Origin of the sequence: Bartonella sp. AC329YNZD, from assembly GCF_042196685.1 — a bacterium.
GTDB lineage: Bacteria > Pseudomonadota > Alphaproteobacteria > Rhizobiales > Rhizobiaceae > Bartonella.
The window spans coordinates 65,857-89,006 of record NZ_JBHIQS010000007.1 but is presented as its reverse complement, the minus strand read 5'-3'; the positions used below and the strand labels follow the sequence as shown (position 1 = coordinate 89,006).

The 23,150-nt window shown below is 39.9% G+C and carries 11 protein-coding genes; 5 read left to right on the top strand and 6 right to left on the bottom strand.

Features of this window, described 5'->3' with window-relative positions; all coding sequences use genetic code 11:
- Nucleotides 1–197: 197 nt before the first annotated feature.
- The 4 genes from ACFIMW_RS05160 to ACFIMW_RS05145 all read right to left on the bottom strand — a co-directional run bounded on the left by ACFIMW_RS05160 (nt 198) and on the right by ACFIMW_RS05145 (nt 9,084).
- Nucleotides 198–977 (bottom strand): hypothetical protein, encoded by a 780-nt coding sequence (locus ACFIMW_RS05160; RefSeq protein ID WP_375617359.1) that lies wholly within the window; start codon nt 975–977, stop codon nt 198–200.
- Nucleotides 978–1,071: 94 nt separating this feature from the next.
- Nucleotides 1,072–1,590, bottom strand: coding sequence for a hypothetical protein (locus ACFIMW_RS05155; RefSeq protein ID WP_375697385.1), 519 nt, complete (start codon nt 1,588–1,590; stop codon nt 1,072–1,074).
- 74 nt (nt 1,591–1,664) lie between these two features.
- Nucleotides 1,665–2,492, bottom strand: coding sequence for a hypothetical protein (locus ACFIMW_RS05150; RefSeq protein ID WP_375608396.1), 828 nt, complete (start codon nt 2,490–2,492; stop codon nt 1,665–1,667).
- Between the two features lie 1,621 nt (nt 2,493–4,113).
- Nucleotides 4,114–9,084: a DEAD/DEAH box helicase gene (locus tag ACFIMW_RS05145; protein WP_375608397.1), complete on the bottom strand. Its 4,971-nt coding sequence runs from the start codon at nt 9,082–9,084 to the stop codon at nt 4,114–4,116.
- Nucleotides 9,085–9,700: 616 nt separating this feature from the next.
- Between ACFIMW_RS05145 and ACFIMW_RS05140 the strand changes: the two genes are divergently transcribed.
- The 5 genes from ACFIMW_RS05140 (at nt 9,701) to ACFIMW_RS05120 (ending at nt 20,475) form a co-directional block, all read left to right on the top strand.
- Nucleotides 9,701–11,497 carry a ShlB/FhaC/HecB family hemolysin secretion/activation protein gene (locus ACFIMW_RS05140; RefSeq protein ID WP_375608398.1) on the top strand — a complete coding sequence of 599 codons (1,797 nt, stop codon included), beginning with the start codon at nt 9,701–9,703 and terminating at the stop codon, nt 11,495–11,497.
- Between the two features lie 25 nt (nt 11,498–11,522).
- Nucleotides 11,523–18,791 (top strand): hemagglutinin repeat-containing protein, encoded by a 7,269-nt coding sequence (locus ACFIMW_RS05135; protein ID WP_375608399.1) that lies wholly within the window; start codon nt 11,523–11,525, stop codon nt 18,789–18,791.
- A 113-nt stretch (nt 18,792–18,904) separates the two neighbouring features.
- Complete coding sequence (locus tag ACFIMW_RS05130; RefSeq protein WP_375608400.1) at nt 18,905–19,525, top strand: filamentous hemagglutinin; 621 nt, start codon at nt 18,905–18,907, stop codon at nt 19,523–19,525.
- 11 nt (nt 19,526–19,536) lie between these two features.
- The gene (locus ACFIMW_RS05125; protein WP_375608401.1) at nt 19,537–19,941 is read left to right on the top strand and encodes a hypothetical protein; all 405 of its coding nucleotides are present in this window, start codon (nt 19,537–19,539) and stop codon (nt 19,939–19,941) included.
- Between the two features lie 174 nt (nt 19,942–20,115).
- A complete protein-coding gene (locus ACFIMW_RS05120; RefSeq protein WP_375608402.1) occupies nt 20,116–20,475 on the top strand; it encodes a hypothetical protein in 360 nt (119 codons plus the stop codon).
- Nucleotides 20,476–20,574: 99 nt separating this feature from the next.
- On the opposite strand, the gene ACFIMW_RS05115 is transcribed toward ACFIMW_RS05120, so the two are convergent.
- Nucleotides 20,575–20,775 carry an AlpA family transcriptional regulator gene (locus tag ACFIMW_RS05115; RefSeq protein WP_015856172.1) on the bottom strand — a complete coding sequence of 67 codons (201 nt, stop codon included), beginning with the start codon at nt 20,773–20,775 and terminating at the stop codon, nt 20,575–20,577.
- 209 nt (nt 20,776–20,984) lie between these two features.
- On the bottom strand, nt 20,985–22,151 hold the full coding sequence (locus tag ACFIMW_RS05110) for a tyrosine-type recombinase/integrase (protein WP_375697384.1): 1,167 nt from the start codon (nt 22,149–22,151) through the stop codon (nt 20,985–20,987).
- Nucleotides 22,152–23,150: the final 999 nt, after the last annotated feature.

Genomic DNA, 23,150 nt, shown 5'->3' with positions numbered 1-23,150 from the left:
TTTTCATATCTCTCATAGAGCGCTTGCAATATGATACGTTTTGTATATATGCATTCATTACTCCATTGTGGATGATTATTTTTTATCATTATAATCGTTATTTGAAAGCCGCGTCATATCACTTGGCACGGCTTTCTTTTATGAATGCTATCTTTTATGATGGAGTTATCCTATTAAAAGCCCCCCCACGCCGTTCTTTATTCTGTTTTATCAGTTATATTGACAACATTATCCCTTTCATATACCTCACAATTTTTTGGAACCAACCTTACTTTGCTTTTTTTATTGATTTTTGCATTGCCATAAACACGCCCCCAGATCGTTGCACAATATGAGATTTTAGCATTGCCATAAACAGAGCCATAAATCTCACAAGAGCCACTCACACAAGCATTTCCATAAACCTTGCCATAAATTTTAGCACGACCATTAATAACAGCATAATTATAAACTTTTGCATGGCTATAAATGCAAGCAGAGCCACAAACCTTGGCATGACCATAGACGCGTGCATAACTAAAAACCGTAGCATCATAAGAAACATGCGCATGGTCATAAATATGAGCATCAGCAAGAATGCGGGCACTACCATTCACATGAGCATACCCATAAACATTGCCATAAACATGAGCATTGCCATAGACAAAAGCATGGTCATAAACTTTAGCATATTGAGAGATAAAAGCTTTTCCATAGACCTCAGCATTGCCATAAACTTGACCACAGACTTGCGAATAATGCCGTATTTTTGCATCATCATACACCCTTGCATGACCATAGACACAAGCCTCATCATAGACCCAGCAATTACCATCATGGGATAGGTTAACTTCCTTTTCAATAAAGCCGCCTAAGGACCCCGCCTTTATATCATCAAAATCTTTTAAAGCTTTAATGCGATAAAGGCTTATAATATTTCGAGTAAGAGCATGTTTGATTTTTTTGATTTCACTGGTTAATTCATATTTTTTGCACATAGAGATACCCTCACAATCTAATGTGATAAACGTTTGATAAAATTTGGAATGGAAAATTGAGAGAGGGGCACCCCCGCCGCGCCCGCGCCATTATTTACGCAGCGTTATTTTCAATAATCTTTACAACGGTATCGTTTTCATAAACCTCACAATTTATGGGAACCCAATATAAATCACTGTCTCTTTTTAATCTTGCATTGCCATAGACATTACCTATGACCATGAAATAACCAGAGATTTTTGCATTGCCATAAACCCGCGCCTGATGATAAACCCAAGCATTATAAGAAAGATGCGCATTGTCATAAACATGAGCATTTGCATAAACGCGGGCATGGTCACATACATGAGCATTGCCATAAACAAAGCCCATTATAATAGCCTTATTAAAAACCTTGGCATTTTCATAAATATGGGCAGGATTTAAAACAAGAGCATTATCATAGACCCAGCAATTGCCATCATGCGAGAGGTTGTTTTCACTTTCAATAAAGCCCCCTAAATCACCAGCCTTGACATCATCAAAATCTATTAAAGCCCGAATGCAATAAAGAGTTTGATTATTAAATACACGTGTCTCATTTGTGAGTGCAAACTTTTTTGCATAGCACAATTCCTTTATAAATAGATTTGAATTTTAGAATGAAATGTTTAAAGAGGGGCGCCCCCGCCGCGCCCGCGCGTTATTTACGCAACTTTATTTATATCCTGATCAGCACCACAGACATCTTCAGAAAATTTCTTATTTTCTTTAAGCACAGCATTGCCATAAATCGTTGTAAATTGGCAAATTTGTGCTTTTCCACTCACATGAGCATTATCATGAATTTTTGCAAAAGGACCAACACGCGCCGAGCCAAAAACCTTGGCATTGTCATAAATATTGCTCCCATCATAAACTATAGCCTTATCAAAAACATGAGCATTGCCATAAGCTTTTGACCACGCAGCAAGGCGTGATTTACCGTAGACATGGGCATCATTAAACACAAGCCCACTCACTTGAGCATTTTCATATACATGGGCATTATCGTAAATAAGAGCCCCCTCAGTAATAACGGCATTATCACTCACAACGGCATTGCCAAAAACATAGCCACCAATTTTTGCATTGCCATTAATGACTGCATTGTCATAAACATGTGCCTTATCACTCAAAACCCATGCCTTATCACTAATCACAGCATTACCATAAACCCTAGCATAATTCACAACACAGGCATTATTGCGTATTTTTGCATTTTCGGAAACGCTTGCTTGGATAACCATAGCATCATCATAAACCCAGCAATTGCCATCATGGGATAGATCGCTTTCATTTTCGATAAAGCCGCCGAGGTTCCCAGCTTTAACATCATCAAAATCTCTTAAAGCTTTAATGCGGTGTAAAGTCACACCGTTAACAACGCGGTTTTCATTAGTAAGTTCATATTTTTTTGCAGGCTGTTGTTTATTAACAGATGCAGTTTCATTTGAAATGGAAGAGATAACGGGGGTGTTTTTTGAATTTGTCATATTTAAAACCTATCTGTTTAAAAGTTTGTTATTGACAGCCCATAAGGGCGCCGGGCGCTAACAAACACGGCAGATAGTCCGTTGCTATGCTTTTCCCTCGCGAAGGGTATTGTATAACATAGCTACACCCGACATAATCATCATATATGCTAACAAAAGCATAAAAGATAGTCAGTTTTTATAACAGGATTAGGTTTATCGTAACCTCTTCGCTATCTGTTTTAGTGTTTGTTAATCACTTGATTATTTATATAACAAAATACGTATTTATTGTCAAATAATACTTTATCTTTTTTGATATTTTTTTGTATTTTTTAAATACGTTATGTATTGATAATATCTTATGCCTATTAATTGCTTCTTTTATATTTATGTGCTTTTAAAGCTATATTACGGTCTTTGTGAAACGACTGCGTATTTTTTGAATCTATACATTTATAATATTTAGAAACGCTCTCATAATGCATATTTTAAACTTTATAACCTATCAATTTTGTCACTAAATGAATTTTAATTTTTTTGTGAATTTTGTTTATAAGGGGCTCTAATTTAAACAACCTTAATATGCACCGCGCTCTTATAACCAACGCATTCATTTGCATTTTTGCTTTATTCAAATAAAGCTACTGTTTTTACGCATTCTTTATAACTGTTATATGTTTTATAGCCATGGCATCATTTTTCATTTTCATAAGAGAAGCGATAAATAGAATAATTGTGATTTATTGCTTGTTATGAAAATATCTAAAGAGAGATTGATAATTATAGAGATCAGTAAAATCCCTTTTAATAGGCTTTTGTCAGTTGTGTCAGCTTTGTCAGTTCTTTTTAGACCCTCTATTATTTTTTTTAAATGAGAGAAAATTAAAAACATTATATTTCAATAGGTTATAATTTTAATGATGCAACCTTTATTAAAAGACAACGCATAAATTCAATTCATAATATATATTTGTCAGTTATGTGTCAGTAAATTGAACCGACAAAATAGATTATTTTAGTGAGTGATTAAAATGTGCTTTATGAAAAGCATATGCTCCTTTAAAGCCTTTCAAAAGATAGTTTGTAACTCATATGAAATACTATCAAGACCATTATGGTTATGAGTTTTGGAGGTTTAGGGGTTTTTGGAGGTGCTTTTTACGCCCCTTTTATATATTTTTTTCAATAAAAAATAAAAATTATTATATTTCAATGCGTTAATGATCTAAATAAACAACCTATATTAAACACAAAACATAAATACAACCTTTAATATATATTTAAGAGGGTTTTGTAGGTGTTTTGGGGGTTTTAAGAACCTACAAAACCTATAAGTAATATAAGAAAATGAATATACATAGCTCTCTTTAAATAAAGCTATCATTTTAGATTACGGTATAATCTTTTAAAGGCAATGTAAAAAAATCTAATTCACTTTAGATAGGGTTTCTTAAAAGTCTTAAAGCAATCCAAATAAGAGTATCTAAAAGTGCAAGTTTCTTCTTTTTAGAATAACGCATATAAACTGTCTTTTTGAGATTGTATCTAATCAACTTAACAAGAGAGGTATAGATTATGGTTATAAGCTCTATACCCCTTGTGAATTTAGCATACCCATTATGTGAGCATGCTTTATAAGTTATTCAGTTTCTCTTATTTCCAATTTTGGTAGTTTTTTTACGATTTTCATTGTTTCTAAACTTACGGTAATAACCTTTTGAAATAACTCTATAGGGTAGGCAGGATTGCCAATGGTTTCAACAGCATAGCGATTGGCATCATTGACAATGCCGCTCTTTTTATCGGTCTTTACACATTGACGCCCCATAACCCATTCAAGAGCGGGTTTACCATTGACGATATACTCATAAGCTTCAAGAGGGATATCCGTCATGATGATATTGCTATTGTAGATAACAGTGGTTTTATCTTTCTCTTTACCTGCTTTTGCGAATTTCATTTCAGTTACATAATAGAATTTTTCGGGATTAGAGATGTCAGTTAATTTTGGATTACCCTTTTTAAAGGTCACGGGATAAGGTTCTACAGTTTCATAATTCACGTGCAAATGACCCAATTCACGTCCTGCTGTCACAAATTTCCAAAAATCTTCAGCATTCTTTACACAAGGGATACGAGGCAATTCTTTAGAGAGGTTATCAGCATAACGAGCACGGTAATCTTCCGAATGCAAAAGACCATAAACGTAATAGAACAAATCATCTTTAGTGATTATTTCATTCGGATAAGCAGCTTTAAAATGTGCTAATCCTTCATCAGTAATGGCATCACGCCTCTGTAAACCAGCTGTTTTACTTTCTTCTGTAGAAATTAAAAATAAATGGGATTGTTTTTCATTTTTACTTTTTGAAACCGTATCATCTTTGTAAATATAGCGTGGAAAGCATTGACCTGTATCTATTACACTCACATCAGGTACATTTTTAGACATCAAGATAGAAAATCCACTTCTTGCTCCTACAGAAGAAACTTGTATCACTTTATTTTCAACCGCTTTTTCTATAGGAAATATCCGCGGCATTTGGTAAACCATATCATTGAAGGTACGATTATAATAAAGCCATCGTTGTGTAAAAGGACGATACAGACTTGGTATGAGGCATGTCTCTTCAAATTCAAAAAACTTTCCTTTTGTCAACTCTTGTTTAAGTCCACGGCTCCAACTTATCTTACTTTCATCTGAATTTACAAAATTATTTACAACATTGGTATGTATTTTACGGTCAGTGTGTGCATAAGTATCATTAAAACGTTCCACTTCACTGTTATAGAAGGCAATCATATTACTCATGTTTTTCGCTAGAGCTTCAGGGCTTGAGTTGTATGTCCAAGCATCACGACTCGTCATAATACCGCGAGAAAAATTTTCAAACAGCTTTTTACCATGACTTTTCTTATCACCTAGGGCTAGGAATGTTTTGAAACTCTCATCACGTTGATTTATCCAATCACCATGTTCATCCGGCGTGATTATTTGCCAACTTTGTTCACGTGTAATGCCATCAATACTACCAAAGTATTCAAGAGCTGTAAGTTTTTCTTTTGTCGTGAAATTATTACCAATATCATGATAGTAAATTTTACAATCTCCAGAAGCATTGGGATTTTTGATAAATAGCGTTACCGCAATACCCGTCATACTACCATTGCCGAAAATATTTTCACCTTCTTGAGCAACTCCATTGCTTAACATATTTTTGCGAAGATCCCCCCGTAAATTAAGCACATAAATACTCGTAAACTCTTTGGCTAAAGATTTTCGTAAGCTATCCATTGTTGGCTTTTCTATGTAACCAGAACCAGAAACAAAGCCTATTACCCCAGCATTACTAATACGGTCACTTGCCCAACGAATGGCACGGATATAGCTGTCATAAAGTGCTCGTATATTCGTTACTTTCGATTGAGCAGCATAAGTTTTACGGATACGTTCATCTAATATGGGATAAGGACTGTTCTTTGCATTATCATTTTCGCTTTTTTGCCCCACGGAATAAGGAGGATTGCCGAAGATAACTTCAATATTGAGGTTTTTCTGAAGTTCTAAATATTCACTGTTTTCCTCTAGTAAACCTTTCATCAGATCTTGCTTTTCAAGCATTCGAAACGTATCGGTTAAGCCAATATGCTTGAAAGGAATATACTCTCTTTTCTTCAAACTATGATAAGTCGATTCAATGTTAATGGCTGCTATGTAATAAGCCAGTAAAACAATCTCATTGGCATGGATATCATGACGGAACTTATATTCCATATCCTCTGGTTTTATGAGATTTGATTGTAAAAGCCTTGTGATAAAGGTACCCGTTCCAGTGAAAGGGTCAAGAATAGAGACATCCCGTGACCCCAAGCTTTTTCCAAACTCATTACGCAACACATCATCAACAGAATGAATGATAAAATCGACAACCTCAACGGGGGTATAAACAATGCCAAGCCTATCCGTTGTCTTCTTAAAAGCTTTGGTAAAAAAATCTTCGTAAAGTTTGATAATAAGATTTTGTCTTGCCTGTGGTTCTGTAATGCCAGAGGCACGGAACTTTACGCTGTCATAAAACTCTTGTAATTCTTTGGATTCTTCCTCAATATTGGTTTTATCGAGTTCTGTTAAGATTTTTTCCATTGCTTGCGAAATGGCATTGTTTTGCACAAATTCATTGCCCTCAAACAAAGCTTCAAACACGGGGCGCGTTACAAGATGTTGCGCTAACATCTCAATCGCTTCTTCTTGCTTTATCTCACTGTTTAAGTTGTTTTTTAATTCCTTATAAAACGCATCAAAGGCATGATAAGCTCCGCTTGTTTGATCAGAAAGCAGAGTTTGAAGGCGTGTGATATGGTTTTGTGCAATCTCAGCAACATTGTTCGCCCAAATGCCCCAATAATCACTCATAGTAGATTTTTTAACAATCAGTGTTTTGAGAGCATTGGGAAACTCAACAAAAAAGGGTAATCTTCCTGTTACGCTATGACTATGTTGCGGTTCATGAGCTTGTGTCCCAATACAAAGTCCGGATTTTTCTGATTTTTCGTGGAGCGGGATTTCGTCAATAACCGTGGTGACATTCTCTAATTCGGTCTTTTTAGAAACTGTAACAATGTCGATGATAGAGCTTACGTCTTGCCCTAAGACCATCTGGTTAAGGGTTTTACTAAAATTCTCATCATGGGCAAGCAAAGCATTGAGAACTTGCCAGACAACACTGTATCTCTTATTGTTTTTTAATGCCTCTTCTGGTGAAACACCAGCAGGAACACCAACCGGCAAAATGATATAGCCCATCTTTTTGCCTTTTGCACGACGCATCACACGTCCTACCGCCTGTATCACATCCACTTGGCTTTTACGCGGGTGTAAAAACATAACCGCATCAAGGGAAGGAACATCAACACCTTCTGAAAGGCATCTTACATTGGTTAATATACGGCAGACATTCTCACCCGCATCTTCTTTTAACCAATCAAGTTTTATCGTACGGTTTTTGGCACCAGATTTTCCATTAATATGATCTGCTTGACAGTTAAGAAGGGGAATATTTTTATGGTTTTCATGAAGATTACGTAAATCTTTCTTAACTTCTTCATTGTTGAATGTTCTACATATGCGTTCAGAAGTATCAATATCTCTACAAAAAGCCAAAGCCCGATGCATGGGTCTTGTATCATCCCCAAGATCAATTTTCAGATCCATTTTGGTAAGAGCTTGATAACAACCCATGATCTTTGTTCTATCATCAAGAATAAGTTCATAATTCTTATCTGTCATCAGATGCTGGATAGATTTACTCACTTCTCCTTCATCAACACCTAAAACGATAATCTTGTAAGGCGTTAAAAGTCCATTTTTTACAGCATGGGAGAAACTATAAGAATAAAGGATTTTTCCATAAAGCTCTTCATCATCCATAGAAGCCAGAACAGCATCAATCTCATTAGCTTGTTTTTTGGCATTATCACTAAAGATACGAGGTGTTGCTGTCATATACAGACGTTTCTTGCCCCGAATAAGGCTATTATTATGAACCTTGATAAACTCAGATTCACTCTTGTCTGTTCCTAACACAGCTCCAGTGGTACGGTGTGCTTCATCACAAATGATCAGATCAAATTCGGGTAAATCATACTTTTTTTGCGCATCCGAAATCACTTGTATCGAATGGTAGGTAGCAAAGACCACTGTCATGGCATCAGGAGAAACCTTATTGGCTTTTTCTCCAAGCTTTTGAGAATCTGTTGTTGCTGGTAGAGCGAGATCCGAGACATCGAGTTCGGCAGCATCATCTTGGGCTTTACGACGCTTGCCAACTTGTGTATCAGAACACACCGCAAAGGAACGCAAGGGTATCTCTGTATCTGCTGTCCATTCTCTTATTGTTTGTGACATTAAAGAAAGAGAGGGGACAAGGAATAAAACATGTTTACCTTGACCAGCAAGAGCTTCTGCTATCTTCAGACTGGTAAAGGTCTTTCCCGTTCCACACGCCATAATCAGCTTGCCACGGTCTGCTTCTTGTAAACCGTCACAAACAGCTTTAAGCGCTTCTTGTTGATGATCTAAAAGCTTTTTTGGTTCTTTTTTCTTAAGAGTAGCTTCCCCTTTGCTTTCAAAGGTTGACCAATCTATTTGACTGTTTTCCAGATCAAAAAGATTAATCCGTTGAATGCGGACTCCTTGTCCTTCACAGGTGAGATCGGCATTGTTACTCCAATTACCTTCGGTGCTATCAACCAGAATACGGCGTGTGAAGATCTTTTTTCCCGAGGCAGCAATAAAGCTATCAATATCTTCTTTCTTGATCTGATGATTTGCACTATAAAACTTACATTGAATAGCGGCATATCCTTCTTCATCACGAATTTTAGCAACCAGATCAATGCCAATATCACGCCCATCTTCCCCATGCTCTTTTGCCCATTCACAATAGGTTTGAACCTTTTCGTATTCTTGGCATTGTAGAGGGTCTTGCGTCAAATAAGCAATTACAAACTTTTCAAAAGAAGTTCCTCTATCGCGCGCACTTTCTGTATGATCACGGTAGGATTGTAACAGAGAGCGTAATGTCAGTGGTTTGTTATGAGATTGAAGCATTTATAATAAAACCCCACCGCTTTATAAGCGTTGATCTATCGGTGTCAAAAAACTTTAAATAGAATTTGCTAGATCTATTTAAAACAAATAGCAATAATAAAATAAAAAAAGGGCACTAAAGACCCACAACCTGCTTAAAAAGAAATTTTATTAAAGGCTACTTATCCACAGCCTATGACATGAGGTAAAATCAGCAAAATAGTGAAATTTGCTGTTCGTTTCACGTATTCATAAAGACAAATGAACTATGTGCTTTGATAGGTTTTATAGATAGGTTTTGAAGATTTCTCAAACCTTCAAAACCTCTAAAACTCATAGATGAGGCGTCCTTTGAAGGTTCATTCTATGAATGCAAGGGGATATGGTTGAGCAAATTTATCCTTTATATTTATGGGGATATTGATGTATTAACCATTGACGGGATAAACAGTTTTGTTTAGAGGTTTCTTTATATAAATGTGGGGGAGAGATCTTCAGCAGTTAAAATAAAGCAGGGTTTTGGTGCGGATTGTTTTTGAATACAGAGATGGGCCCTGTTATTAGAAATCTTCATAGGATAATACCCATTTTGAATGGTGTTATCAAAGGTTCATGAAGTTCTTTTAAAGAGTGCTTCATGAATAGTGCAAAGCGGGGGCAGTCTGTATTGTTTTGTGTATTTTTACGCCAAAGTTCTCTTTTGAGAATTTTTCGTGCCATTGTTGTTTTCTTTGGCTTGTTTGCAGGTGTAAGTGTTTATGCGCGCTCCTCAGCTATTTTTCATTCCCCAACCGATAATTTTTCTCGTAGGTATTCAGAAAAGCAGCAATTAGAAAGAATTGAGAAATTACAGTCTTTAACGCCTAAAAGGATCAAGACGCCTTCAGAGCAAAATCCAGAAATGCTTTTGGGTGGGAAGCAATGTTTTCCCATTCATGCTGTTGTTGTTGAGGGAGTGCATCATGTCAAAAAACGCTTTATATCAGCCGTAACAGAGCCTTATGTTGGAAGATGTATTGGTCTTTTTGATATCCAGCTTTTAATCAAGCAGTTAACCAAAGTTTATTTGGATCAAGGCTATGTAACGGCGCGTTTTTACATTCCTGATCAAGATATCAAAAACAGCAAGACGCTCAAATTTGTTGTCGTTGAGGGCAAGCTCTCAGAGATTTACTATAATGGTTCACCGACGTCTCGTTATAATAATGTTGTATGGAGTGCTTTTCCTGGGCTTCAAGGTCATGTTTTGAACATGCGCGATATTGAACAGGGGCTTGATCAGATCAACCGTTTGAGTTCAGCGCACGCTCAAAGCGAACTTCTTCCAGGGCGTGAAGAAGGGAGCACCATTGTCAATATTAACAATCATCCCGATAAAACGTTCAAGGTTACTGTTTCTCATGACAATATGGGACAATCTTCCACGGGTTATGCGCGTTATAGTGCGGGCTTGAGGGTAGAAAATATTTTAGGGATGAATGATGCGTGGGATTTTAACTATCAACGCAGTCAATTAGATTATTGGGGTGGGAGCAAGCAAGAAGGACATAGTAATAACATTTCAGCGAGTGTGAGTATTCCGTATGGTTATTGGACCTTTGGATTGAATGGCACTGTTTATAATTACCAAAGCATAATCCCTGGCAATTTTACCGATATTGAGACGACGGGGGATTCCAGTGAGTTGCACGCCAGTACAAGCAGGGTTCTTTACCGTGATAGTGTTTCCCTTACAACTTTGAATTTGGGTCTTTCTTATAAAAGAACCAACAATTACCTCCTTGGTAATAAGATTGAAGTGGGCAGCCGTCAATATAGTGTCGCCAATTTTGGGATTTCGCATTCTCGCCAGATGTTGGGTGGGACTTGGACCTTTGATGTGAGTTATTTGCAAGGGCTCCCTTTGTTTCATTCAGTAAAGAAACATGCGCCAGGGGCAGGGGATGCGGAGCCACAATTTGCCAAATTTACCGGTACGCTTAGTGTCATGACGCCTTTTAAGGTAGGGGGCTTGGACTTTATACTGAGCAATCTTTTGAGTGGTCAATATTCACCACATAATTTATTGGGGGCTGAACAGATTTCGTTGGGGGGCGCTTCCAATGTTCGTGGCACGCGTGAGAGTTTGCTTTTTGGCAATAACGGTTTTTTTAGCCGGAATGATTTGTTGCTACGCACCATTCCGTGGAACAATCACGCGACCTTCAAAAAGGTTTTTGGTGAACTTCGCCCTTATGTTGGTTTGGATTATGGGCGTGTGTTTTCGCAAGCTTTTTATGGGATTAAGAGTGACCAGCTTGCCGGTTGGACAGCAGGTGTCAAGCTTGCGGGAGGCATGGTCTCTCTTGATGCCAGTTATTCCAGTATTTTTTGGAGCACAGTTAAGCATAAAAAATCAGGAACATTTTTTATGACATTAACAATGGAACTTTAAGCGTTTTTTATTGGGGAGTTAAAGTATGAGATATGAGAAGAGAGCAGAAAGAGCAGCTTTATTAGGTGTTTTAGTCTCCAGTACGATGCTCAAAAAGGTTTTATTTGGGGGACTTGGTTTTTCTTGTTTGTTAGCACCTTCAGCGTTACAGGCACAAATTACTGTGGATCCTAACGCGAATGCCGCCCATCGTCCAGATATAGTGGCAGTGCCCAATGGGGTTCCCTCGATTGATATTGTTACCCCCAATGGCAAGGGCTTATCACACAATAAATATTACGATTTTAATATTGGCAATGCAGGTGTGATTTGGAACAATCATGCACAAGAAGTGGGGCAATCGCAGTTGGGGGGCATTATGCCGGGCAATCCGCATTTGCGCCTCACGGGTTCGGCGAAAGTGATTTTAAATGAAGTGACCAGCAGCAAGCGCAGTGCCTTGAATGGTCCAGGAGAGGTTTTTGGAAGCCCAGCCGATGTGATTATAGCCAATCCCAATGGGATAAGCTGTGATGGTTGTGGCTTTATCAATACGCCCCATGCGACCTTAACCACAGGTGTTCCCGAAATTGATGCGAGCGGTTTTTTGAAAGGCTTTGAGGTGCGAGGTGGGGACATCACCTTTGGCGCCAAGGGAGCCAATTTTTTCTCTGGCCAAGGGGCGGTTGATATTGTCGATATTGTCTCACGCACAGTGCATTTTGAAGGAGCTGTTGCGGGAAGAGAAATTGGAGTGACAGCAGGGACGGGTCACTTTGATTATGCTTCACGGGAAATGAAAGAACTGACCGATATTACCGGTAAACCGGAATATGCGATAGATGGTTCTGCTTTGGGGGCTCTACAGGCGGATCAGATTAAACTTGTGGCAACCGAAAAAGGTGTTGGGGTTCGCATGCGCCATGATATGGCAGCCAATGCGGGGCAGTTGCATCTTTCTGCTGATGGGAAAATCTCGTTGAAGAATGTTTTTGGTCATGGGGGCGTTGTCCTCAAATCGAAAAGCCAGAGCGTATTGGCAAAACACATCACCTCGAAAAAACATATTGATATTGCCGCCCATAAGGATGTGACGTTAGAAACGGTTGGCGCTGAGGGTCATTTGAAAATAGAGGCGAAGGATGGGCTTTTATCGATTGCCGGTAAGGCAACCTCTGGGGGCGATATGGAGCTGTCTTCGCGCCAGACACTTCAAGTTTCAGGGCTAGGGTCAGGTGCTGATATGGCTCTTGAATCGGGCGGAGACTTGAAGCTTGAGGGGATTGTTTTAGCGCAAGGGAAGCTCAAGGCGCATGCCGGTGGTGATATACAAGCCCATTTTTTAGCCGGTGGGGTTGATATGGCGGCAACGGGTGCTGCTGGTGTTATTGTTCTTGGCACCCAAGGGGATGTTGATCTCCAGAGCAGTCAAGGTGCGATTGTTGCTGAAAGTGTTTATGGAGCAGGAGATATCACCCTGGTTTCTCATAACGGGCTATCTGTTTCTCAAACAATTCTGTCGCATCAAAATGTTGCCATTCAAGCACAACCAGCAACAAATGCTCCCGTTCATTTTGGGCAACTTTTAGCCTATGGCAAGGCAAATATTGAGGGTGGGGCGGTTGACTTTTCTTCACTGATGACGGGTGAAGAAGCTGTTTTAAAGGTTGGCAGCCTTGATGCAGGCACACTGATGACAGGTGTCGTTTCTACGGGCGGTTCAGGGGATCTTGTTTTAGATGAAAAGGGCTTTCTTTTGATTACAGAAAAAGAAGGGGTGAAGGTTGGTCAGATTGCCAGTGGTGGCAATATTGAAATTTTTGCAGGCAACGACATCTATTATGATCAGGTCATAGGCTATGGCAGTGCAACATTGACATCGGTATCAGGAGAGATCAGTGTTGAGAATGTGCTGTCTGCTGAGGGGGATGTGAGATTGACGGCAAACACTCTCGATTTAAGCAATAATCGTTCTCATATTTACACGCCGCAAACGCTGTATTTAATTGCAGATCATATTGATGTCTCAGAGAGCGAATTGGCTTATGGCGGTTTAGACTTTCAAAGCACCAATGCCCTTGATATTCACAATGCGCGGCTACAAGCCGTGACAGATGGCGGTGGGACTGGAGATATTCTTTTTGTTGCCCCAAGCGTTATGGTTGATGAGACAACTTCTGTTTTAGCAGCCAGAGATTTCGTGATCAAAACGGGGGAGCTTGGAAATAGCGGTCAATTGGCATCGGGGCAGGATTTAGCCTTTAGCGTGACGGGCAATGTGACCAACAACAAAACGGGTTTAATCTATGTGAAGGGCAATGGTGCTTTACAAGTTGATGGCGCTTTGCTCAATGATTTTGGCGCCATTTTAGCAGAGGGTGATTTGTTTTTTACCAATGCGGCTGGCAGCGGAAAAAGCCTTTCGCTTGTTAACAAAGCAGGCTTTATTCAAGCTGGTGGAAATTTAAATATCCAAACCAACACCCTGAAAAACGAAGCCGATAGCACACCTGTCATCACGGAAAAAACGGAATATAACGATATTTCTTTCCAAAAACCAAAGGATTCTGATCAACTCAGTGATGGGATGTTATATCAAGATGGTCCCAACCTTTGGGGAAAGGGGCACACTAAGGATGAACTTACTCATCCACCTCTACCAAATTATGTACCGAATTATTATGTCTTTCATACAGAAGAATTTGTATTTGATAAAAAGCTTTGGTCGAGCAAAGAAGAAACTTATGGTGCCGCAATTTCAAACGATGGAACAGTCTACAAGTCATTTACTTGGAAATATGACAAGACAAACAGTAATATAGAACGGTATCGATGGTATAACCGGTCACACATGACAGAGGAAATCGTTGCGCAAGGGTTTTCGCATAAACCTACCGTTCAGGGGATGATACAATCTCACGGCAATCTCATCATTAACGCTGATACCATTGACAACCATTATAGCTCTATAGAAGCAGGGGGAAATGCCGATATCCACGCTGGTGTGCTGACCAATCTGGGTGCAACTGCTTATAAAAATACCTTTATGCATTGTAAAGCAGACACAGACAATTGTTATGGCTATAAAGCTGATGGAAGCCGCGATGTTTCTTTAGATATAGCCGATGGCGAATTTCGTCATATCCGCTCAGAATCTTTGGAGAGCGTTCCAGGTCTTGTCCAAGCGGGTGGCACGTTGAATTTGGTGGTTGATCAACTCAATAACACGGCAGCGGAAAGTTCGATTACAGGGGATGCGCATTTTGAAGCAAAAACCGTTGAAGGCAATCCACTGGAGGCGCTCAGTGGTTTAACTGGGGCTGGCGCTCTCTTTACACAAAAAGTCGATCTCAATAATGCAGGGGAACTTTCTGAGGGGCTTCCTTTACCAAAGCCCCAATCGGGTGGGGTTGGGGGCACGCTGCCCAATCAAAATTTCATTTATGAAACGCGGGCAGAATTCCTTGATGTTGGCAAGTTTTATGGCTCAGCCTATTATTTGAACAGAATTGGTTATAATCCTGATAGAGAGATTTTTTTCTTAGGCGATGCATATTTTGAAAAGCAGCTGATTGAAAAACAAATGCGTGATCTTGTTGGTCAAGGTTTGGGCAAAGGTTCCTTTATTCCTGGAAGTGATGCCATTGAACAAGTCAAAACCTTGCTGGATGTCGGGGCAGAATATGCAAAAGCACACAATCTCCCCTTTGGTGAGGCTTTGAGTGAAGAACAATTGGCGTCCCTAGAAGCGCCGATGGTGATTTATGTGCGCCAACAGGTCAAGGGCATGGATGTTTACGCACCGGTGCTTTATATCCCTGAAAAAGACAGAGCCTCCTTTGTTTCTGCTGGAGCTTTGATCATGGGCGATGATGTGAATATCACCAGCCAGAATACCAGCAATTCCACGATAACCAATTCAGGGCGGATTGCGGCAAACCACCAATTGCATGTGCATGGCGGGGATATCTTTAGTCAAGGGGGGCATTTTGCGGCGGGTGGTGATGCTGTTTTAGTTGCGGAGAAGAATATTCGTTTGGATGCAGGGCGCACAACGGTTGACGGCGTGGAGACCGTTTTAAACACCGAGGCGCTTTCTGCTGGTGGTAATGCAACGGTGATTGCTAAACAAGATATAACCGCCTCAGGGGTGGGGATCACCACCGGGGGTGATCTTGCCATGGCTACAGAACAAGGTAACTTGACGATCGGTTCAGCAGAAACCCATTACCATGATGAACAGGGTGATGCCACCATGCATCATAAATCAGAAGTCAACTCTGGAGGCTCAACGACACTTCTCTCTGGAAAAGATTTGAATATCTTAGGCTCTGATGTTCAAACAACGGATAAACTTCTCTTGCAAGCTGAGAAGAATGTTTCGATTGATGCCACACGCAACAGTATGGACAATCAGAGTGGGAGTGAAACATCTCATGTTGCCTTGCACAATGGCTCTCATTTAAGTTCTGGAAAAGAGACCACTGTTCTCTCTGGAAAAGATATCCATATTGCTGCTTCCGATATAGATGCCAAAGGTAATGTTGCTCTTGGCGCCCAAGGGGAGGTAACAATAGGGGTAAGAAACGATGAGATGGAGTATCATCTTCAGGGCAAAAACACGAAAGTGGATATGCAAGCTTCTCATGCCGTTGGCTCTTCGATAAAATCGGGAGGTGATACCACTGTTGTTGCAGGGCAGGATGGCAAACCGCATGATCTTAGCATTACAGGTAGTTCCATTGCTGCTGATGGCAAGGTGGGGCTGAAAGCCAGCAACGATGTCCTGATCAATAATGCAGAGGATAGCTTACATTATGAGATGTCGTACCATAAAGACGGTGGGGTGTTTAGTAGCAGTAAATCTGAGCATAACAAGATGGATGTGAGCCAAGTTGTGGGGTCAAGCATAACAGGGGGTGAAGGGGTTGCTGTTGAATCTGGCAATGATACCACAATCATTGGGTCTATGCTTTTTGCTGGCAAAGGAAAGGAAACAGCAGAAGATCAGGCAAAAGCGGATATTTCTATTCATTCTGGTGGGAATATTCTCATAAAAGGAGCCCAAGAACAGTTTGACCAACAACAGCAATCGTCGTTAAGTGGATTTTTTTACGAGGAATCTTCCAACACATCTCAATTGCACACCACAACGGTCTCCTCTGTTCTGGGTGCAACGGGCAACGTTGACATAGACGCACAAGGAGATGCCAAGATTTCTGCTTCTCATCTGCTTTCAGGTCAAAACATCAATGTGACAGCAGAAAATGTGACGATTGATGGCATGCAAAATCACCATAGCAGCCACTCAGAAGAACATGCATCTGGTTTTGGCGCGGGTTCAGGCAAGGGCTTTTTATCGATATATGGGAGTGAGGAAAAGGTGCAAAATGAAGAGAGTTTTGAACATCAAGGCTCTTCTCTCAATGCGGATGGCACGATCAACATCATTTCCAAGAAAAAAGATGTGACAATTGTGGGCTCTGATCTTGCAGGGGAAAATGTTAATCTTACCGCAGCCCGTGATGTCAATGTGCTTGTGGGTCATAATAGCCATAAATCAAACTCTGTAGAAGAACGGGAAGGTTTTGGGTTTCAGTTTGGAAAGAGCAGCAGCAGTGTTTCCTTGGGTGTTGGGGTTAAGAGCACGAAGGACACCGGTGATCAATGGGAAACAGCTTCCATTCAATCGCACATCACAGCACGCAGAGATGTGCAGATTACTGCGGATCGTGATGTGAACATGCAAGCGGCAGATGTTTTAGCTGATCGTGATGTGAACATCGATGCTGGCAATAATATCACGCTTTCGGAAAGCCAAGATATCTCTAAGACACAAAAAAAACATGAAAATTTCTTTGCTGGTGTTACAGGTTCTGTCAATGTGGGTATTCTAGACACCATACAAGATATAAGGGATGCAGGAAAACGTTTTGGTCATGGGGATACAAAACACAAAATCGGCAATGGTCTTATTGCTGGTCTAAAGGGATATGATCTCTATAACAAAAGCAAAGATCTTTACAATGGGATAAAGGGTGGCTCACCAAAAGGTGCTATTGCCAATATGGCTGATGTTTCAGCTAGTGTGACAGTGGGCTTTGAGACAGGGAAGACAGAAGCCTCTTCTCAAGTCTCCACAGCGGTGACAGATACAATAGAAGCAGGGCGTGCTATTAATATGCAAGCCCACAAGGGCAGCATTCATGGTGTTGGCGCTGATATTATCGCTGGCACCAATCCTGTTTATGCAAATGATGAACAGAGCGGGAATATTACCTTGGAAGCAGGACAGCATATTACCTTTGAAAGTGCGCAAAACACGCAAAGCAAACAAAAACATAGCCAAAGCGTTTCAATGAATATTGGAGCCAGTTATGGTACTGGTGGCACGGAAGTAACCGGCAATATCTCTTTTAGTCAAGGAGAAGGTTCCAGTGAACAGGTTCAACAAAAGAACAGCTATCTTATTGGCACCGGCATTGTTCATACCACGAGTGGGGCAAACACCACATTGGCAGGCGCCGTGGTTTCTGGAGAGCGTGTAGAAATGGAAGTAGGAGGTGATTTTACCGTTGTCAGCCGCAGTGATACGGGACAAAGTTCCAGCAAAAAAAACTCTGTTTCTGTTGGGGTTAAAGGCAATGGAAAGCCTGATGGTGCATCAATAAACGTCTTTTCCCAAAATGATCAATCCTCCAGCGATTATCACAGTGTTGTGGAACAATCAGGCATTAAAGCCCGTGATGACGGCTTTGAGATCACCGTTAAAGATAAAACAACGCTGACTGGAGGTATTATTGAAAGCACAGCCTTGGCAGAAAAAAACAGCCTGACCACAGGAAGCATCAGCACCAGTGATATTACCAACAGTGCGAGTGCCAAAGCCAGCAGTGATGGGATTAGCATTGCAGCGGGTGGTGCAATGGGCGAATACGACATCGTTAAAAACATTGCCAAAAATGTCTTAGATCATGCAGAACAACAGGATTCAAGGGAAGGATATACCAAATCTGCCATTAGCGATGGCACCATTGTCATTACTGATGAATTAGGGCAGAAGGCATTGACAGGGCAAGGCGTTGATCAAACCATAGCTTCCCTTAACCGTAATACCGCTGAAGCTCATAAGGGTGTATCACAAATAGATGTCACTAAGCTGGAACAAACAGCTGGTGAAGACCGTGAAATGGCAACACAATTGCTGGAAGAAGGATTTAAATACAGCGATGACTCCTATAAAACCATGTTTATCAAAGAGCATCCCATTGCCGTGGTCGACCGTGATGAAAATGGCAATACAATCATGAAATAGATGCAAATGGGGAGCCTATAGAAGACGCTCGTGGGCAAAAAATACCTAAGTTTCATTATTTAACGGATGAAGAAAAGCAGCATTTACAAGAGGGTGCTGATGGCAAGGTGCATGTGTCCTTTAATGGCATCTTTACTCCACCAGAGGAAGCCGCTGTTTATGCAGAGCAACGTGCGGAGAATAAAAATAATCCGCTTTATTTTGTTGTGTTCCCAGAAGCCGATTCTGCTATTTCAGAACTTCTGGTAGCAGGCTACCAGAAGTTTATGGAAAATAACTTTTGGGGTTTGACCAATTCAACACAAGAAGCAAAAAATCTGATGTCTCGCTATGGTAACACGGGATTGGAAGAGTATGGCCATAGCCGCGGTACCATGTCATTGGGGAATATGCTGAATTCTTTCAAACAAGAAGGTGTGCACGGTATAGCCGACAACACGAATATCAATTTCTATGGACCAGCCTTTAATGTTTTAGTTGCATCCGGTCTGTTAGGTTATGTGAGTGATGACAAACAAACCACTATTGGCTTTGATGGGAATAGATATGACTTTGTAAGCAGAATTATTGGCGGCAATGGCTATACTTACGAGACAATACCTACTGGCAGTAACATGTGGAAAGAATGGTGGAGAGTGATCATGAATCCCATAAGTTCCCATACCTGTCTTGGAGATGCGAGTGATATATGCAAAAAGCGTTATGGCCCTTCTCATCGTGAACAAAAACCTTGAAGGAGAAAAAAATGAACATGTTGTTTAAATTACTGAGTATAATAGTTTTATTAAGTATAGTGGGATGTCAGTTTAATAAAACTCCTTCATCATCTTTGGCGATGTGGGAGAAGCCAGGAGCAGATTTTACTGAGATAGGAAAAGCCTTGTTAGAATGTGGTATGCCAACCCCTTATGATAAGGATCCAGAAAATAGAAAGTTAAGTTTAAATAAAAAGGCGTTCATTGATTCTTGTATGGTTCAATCAGGATTCCGCTATAAAGATACAGAGGCAGGAACGTGGTGTGAGAATTTTCAAGGAAAGAATCTTCCGGCTTGTCGTCCAGGTGCTGTCATACCACAGCGCAGTGTCAAGAAGCGCTTAAACAGCCCGTTTTGTAAAAAGCATCCAGAACAATATGAATGCTATCCTTAAGTCTTTCTTGTGATGATCAACAATCTGCCATCCTTGCCTTTACTTGGAATGTCGGGATTGTTTTCTCAATTTACCATCTCAACTCAGTTCAGAACTGTCTTGAAAAACGGAGATAAAATATCAACAGGCTTTAGAGCCTTTTTATTGTAAATAAATCCATTGAAAGAGGGAAAAATGAAAAAAATCTTAAAACTATTGAGTTGTATAGCTCTGTTAAGTATCACTGGATGTGTTAACTCAATTCCCTCACTTTCTCCAGCATTATGGAGAAATAAAATACTTTTAGAATGTGGAGTACCGGACCTTAATAAGGTTGTGGCGCTAGATTTGAATCAATTTGCCAGTATTGAAATGTGTATGGCGCAATCAGGTTTTCGTCCTAGCTTTACAATACAAGATTGGTGTGAAAATCATAAATCGGATAATCTTCCCATATGTCGTCCTGGTGCTGTCATGCCTCAGCGAAGTGTTGAGAGACGCTTAAATAGCCCTTATTGTAAAAAGCATTCAGAACAACTTGAATGCAAACCTTAGGTCTTGCTTCAGCAGAGAAAGCTTTGAATTTACACCAAATAAAGCTCCAGGTTGATGAGCTTGAGAAAGCCTTGTCCGTCCTTACGTGACAAGGTTTTTTTATGCCGCGTCGTTATAACGTTGCTGTTTTGCTTGCTCGATGACATTCAAAAGATCCGATTGTAACCAACGCGATAAAAAACCAAATTTTAAAGGTTTTGGGAGAGAGCCATTGGTAACATGACGCCGGAAAGTTGAGACACTCATATGAAGCAATTTTGCACTTTCACGGTCTGTTAAAAGAATATCATTTTCTGTCATTCTAAAATCCTTTCATTCTTAAAAAATAGAAACAAATCATAAGCATTTATTAACCATATCTTTGAATCCTTGGAAAGGTATTTATTTTATAAAAAACAATATTTTATCATATAAATTCTAATGTGATAAATTATGAGTCTAATTGAGAGCGAATGAGAGAGGAGAGAGAGAAAGTTATCCACAGATCATGGGGTTATTCACCCCATATCTTAAGATTGACCAGTGACATAAGCCGCCCATTTATCCATATAAAGGCGGCGCTGTTCTAAATAGTCAGTACGACGATAGGCACGTTCTACTTTACCGCCGACCGTATGAGCTAAAATAGTTTCAGCGACCTCATAGGGGGCATCGGTTGTTTCAGCAAGCCAATCGCGTAAACTAGAGCGAAAACCATGCGGGCAGGCTTCAAGTCCAATACGTTTCATATATTGAGCCATACACCTATGCGCGAGGGGACCACGACCTGTTGCAGAAAAGAAGAAATCATTGCGTGATAAAAGGCGCGCTTGTTTTAAAATTTCTAATGCTTCTGATGATAAAGGCACGCGAAACTCTGTTGTGGTATCACGCTTTCCTTTCATATTTTCAGCAGGGATAGTCCATATATCGCCATCAACTTGATCTTTATGGATATGACATAAAGGAAAAGTACGAACGCCTGTCAGAATAAGCAAACGTAAAGCCAGTTGTGTCATTGTTGTTGTTTCGCAAAGTGTTTTATAAAAAGCCGGAACCTTTCTCCAATCCATAGCTGGAAAATTTTGCGTTTTATGGCGTTGTTTGCCTAAGAGCGCGCGTGCTTTTTCTGTTGCTTGTAAATCAACATTCAAACCTAATGCAGCCGCATGTTTAAGACAAAGATTAAGACGTATCAATGCTTTCTCTGCTGTTGCAGCTTTTGTATGCCAAATAGGGGCAAGAGTATTGCGTATCTCTGTTTGAGTAATCTCTGAAACGGGTAGACAGCCTAATTTAGGGAGAATATAAAGACGTAAAGGTGAAAACCAATCACAAGCCTTACCATCATCTTTTAATTCAGCTTTCCGACTTTCAAAAGCATCTACGGCAATGTCTTTTAAATAATGGAGATTGCTTATTGCCTCACGCTTTTGTTTATTGCGTTCTTTAATGGGGTCACGCCCCTCACGTAAAACCGAACGCCACCCAGTTGCCAATTCACGGGCTTGTTTTAAAGAGACATCTCGCAACGCTCCCAAGCCCATTTCACGACGACGTCCGTGAAGGGTATACCGTAAAATCCATTGAGCACCTCCATCTTTACGCTTATGAAGTAACAAGCCAGCACCATCATTATATTTGCCAGCCCCCAATGTTGCGACAGATCTTGCATTAAGACGGTTCATAAGTGTCATTTTAAATCCTTTCTTATACAAATTTGATCCACACATTCATCCCGCTTGTGATGTGCAAATGAGTGGTTTTGATTGAAGCAATATAAACTGATTTAAAATGAGACAATCTTAGGTTATTCGGGACTCTCATTCAATATGAATAACGATAGATTATCATTATAAATCAATGCCTTGTAGATATGTTACTCAATGTCATAAGCAGTTTGCGTAATGACTATAACTGGAGAGAAAGCGATTTTATTTGGGCCTATAATATGTCTATGAATTCTACCGACCCCATGATTGATTACGCGAAAAAGTTTCTTAATTCTTCAAGTGAAAATGGCATGAGTTTCAAAACACAAATGATTGATCTCGTGTCGAGTATGAGGACCGGTGATGATGAAAATGTTAAACAAATAGCGCGTTTTTGCATAGAGCTCCGCACGATATATGACATGATGCAACCAAGAGGAATTTACAAATGACATTTAACGAGCAAAGTTCTCTCGAAGGATATTAAATGGCTATAATAGTCTTAATAATCGCGGCATTTTCTTATCCATGTTGCATATTTGTTCATTATGGCTTCAAAAGGTGGACATATTTTCCAGCTTTGGCAACAGGCATAGGTTCACTTACAATGATGCTTTTCATCTTAATAAGAAAATTGCACTTAAAGGAGGCAATTTACACTTGGATTGAAAAACTACTTATCACAAATTAGATTGCGCTATTATATATAATAATAAGGACTTTTTTATCTTTCTGTTGCAATGATCATTCTCTGTTTAATCTTATCAATTCTCTTTTTATGTGATGAATTGAATAAACGAGATAAAGAGCGTGATGAATTAAAGTTGTATAGTGACCATGATTATTATTAAATTGAAGTTATTACACACTTTTGTAAATAAAAATGTTTCTGCTTTTGAAGGAGCGTTCCGACACAATCATTCACTTTGCTAGCTCCTAATGTTGTGGACAGCCCATGGCTTTTAAGCCGGTTCATAAGAGGCA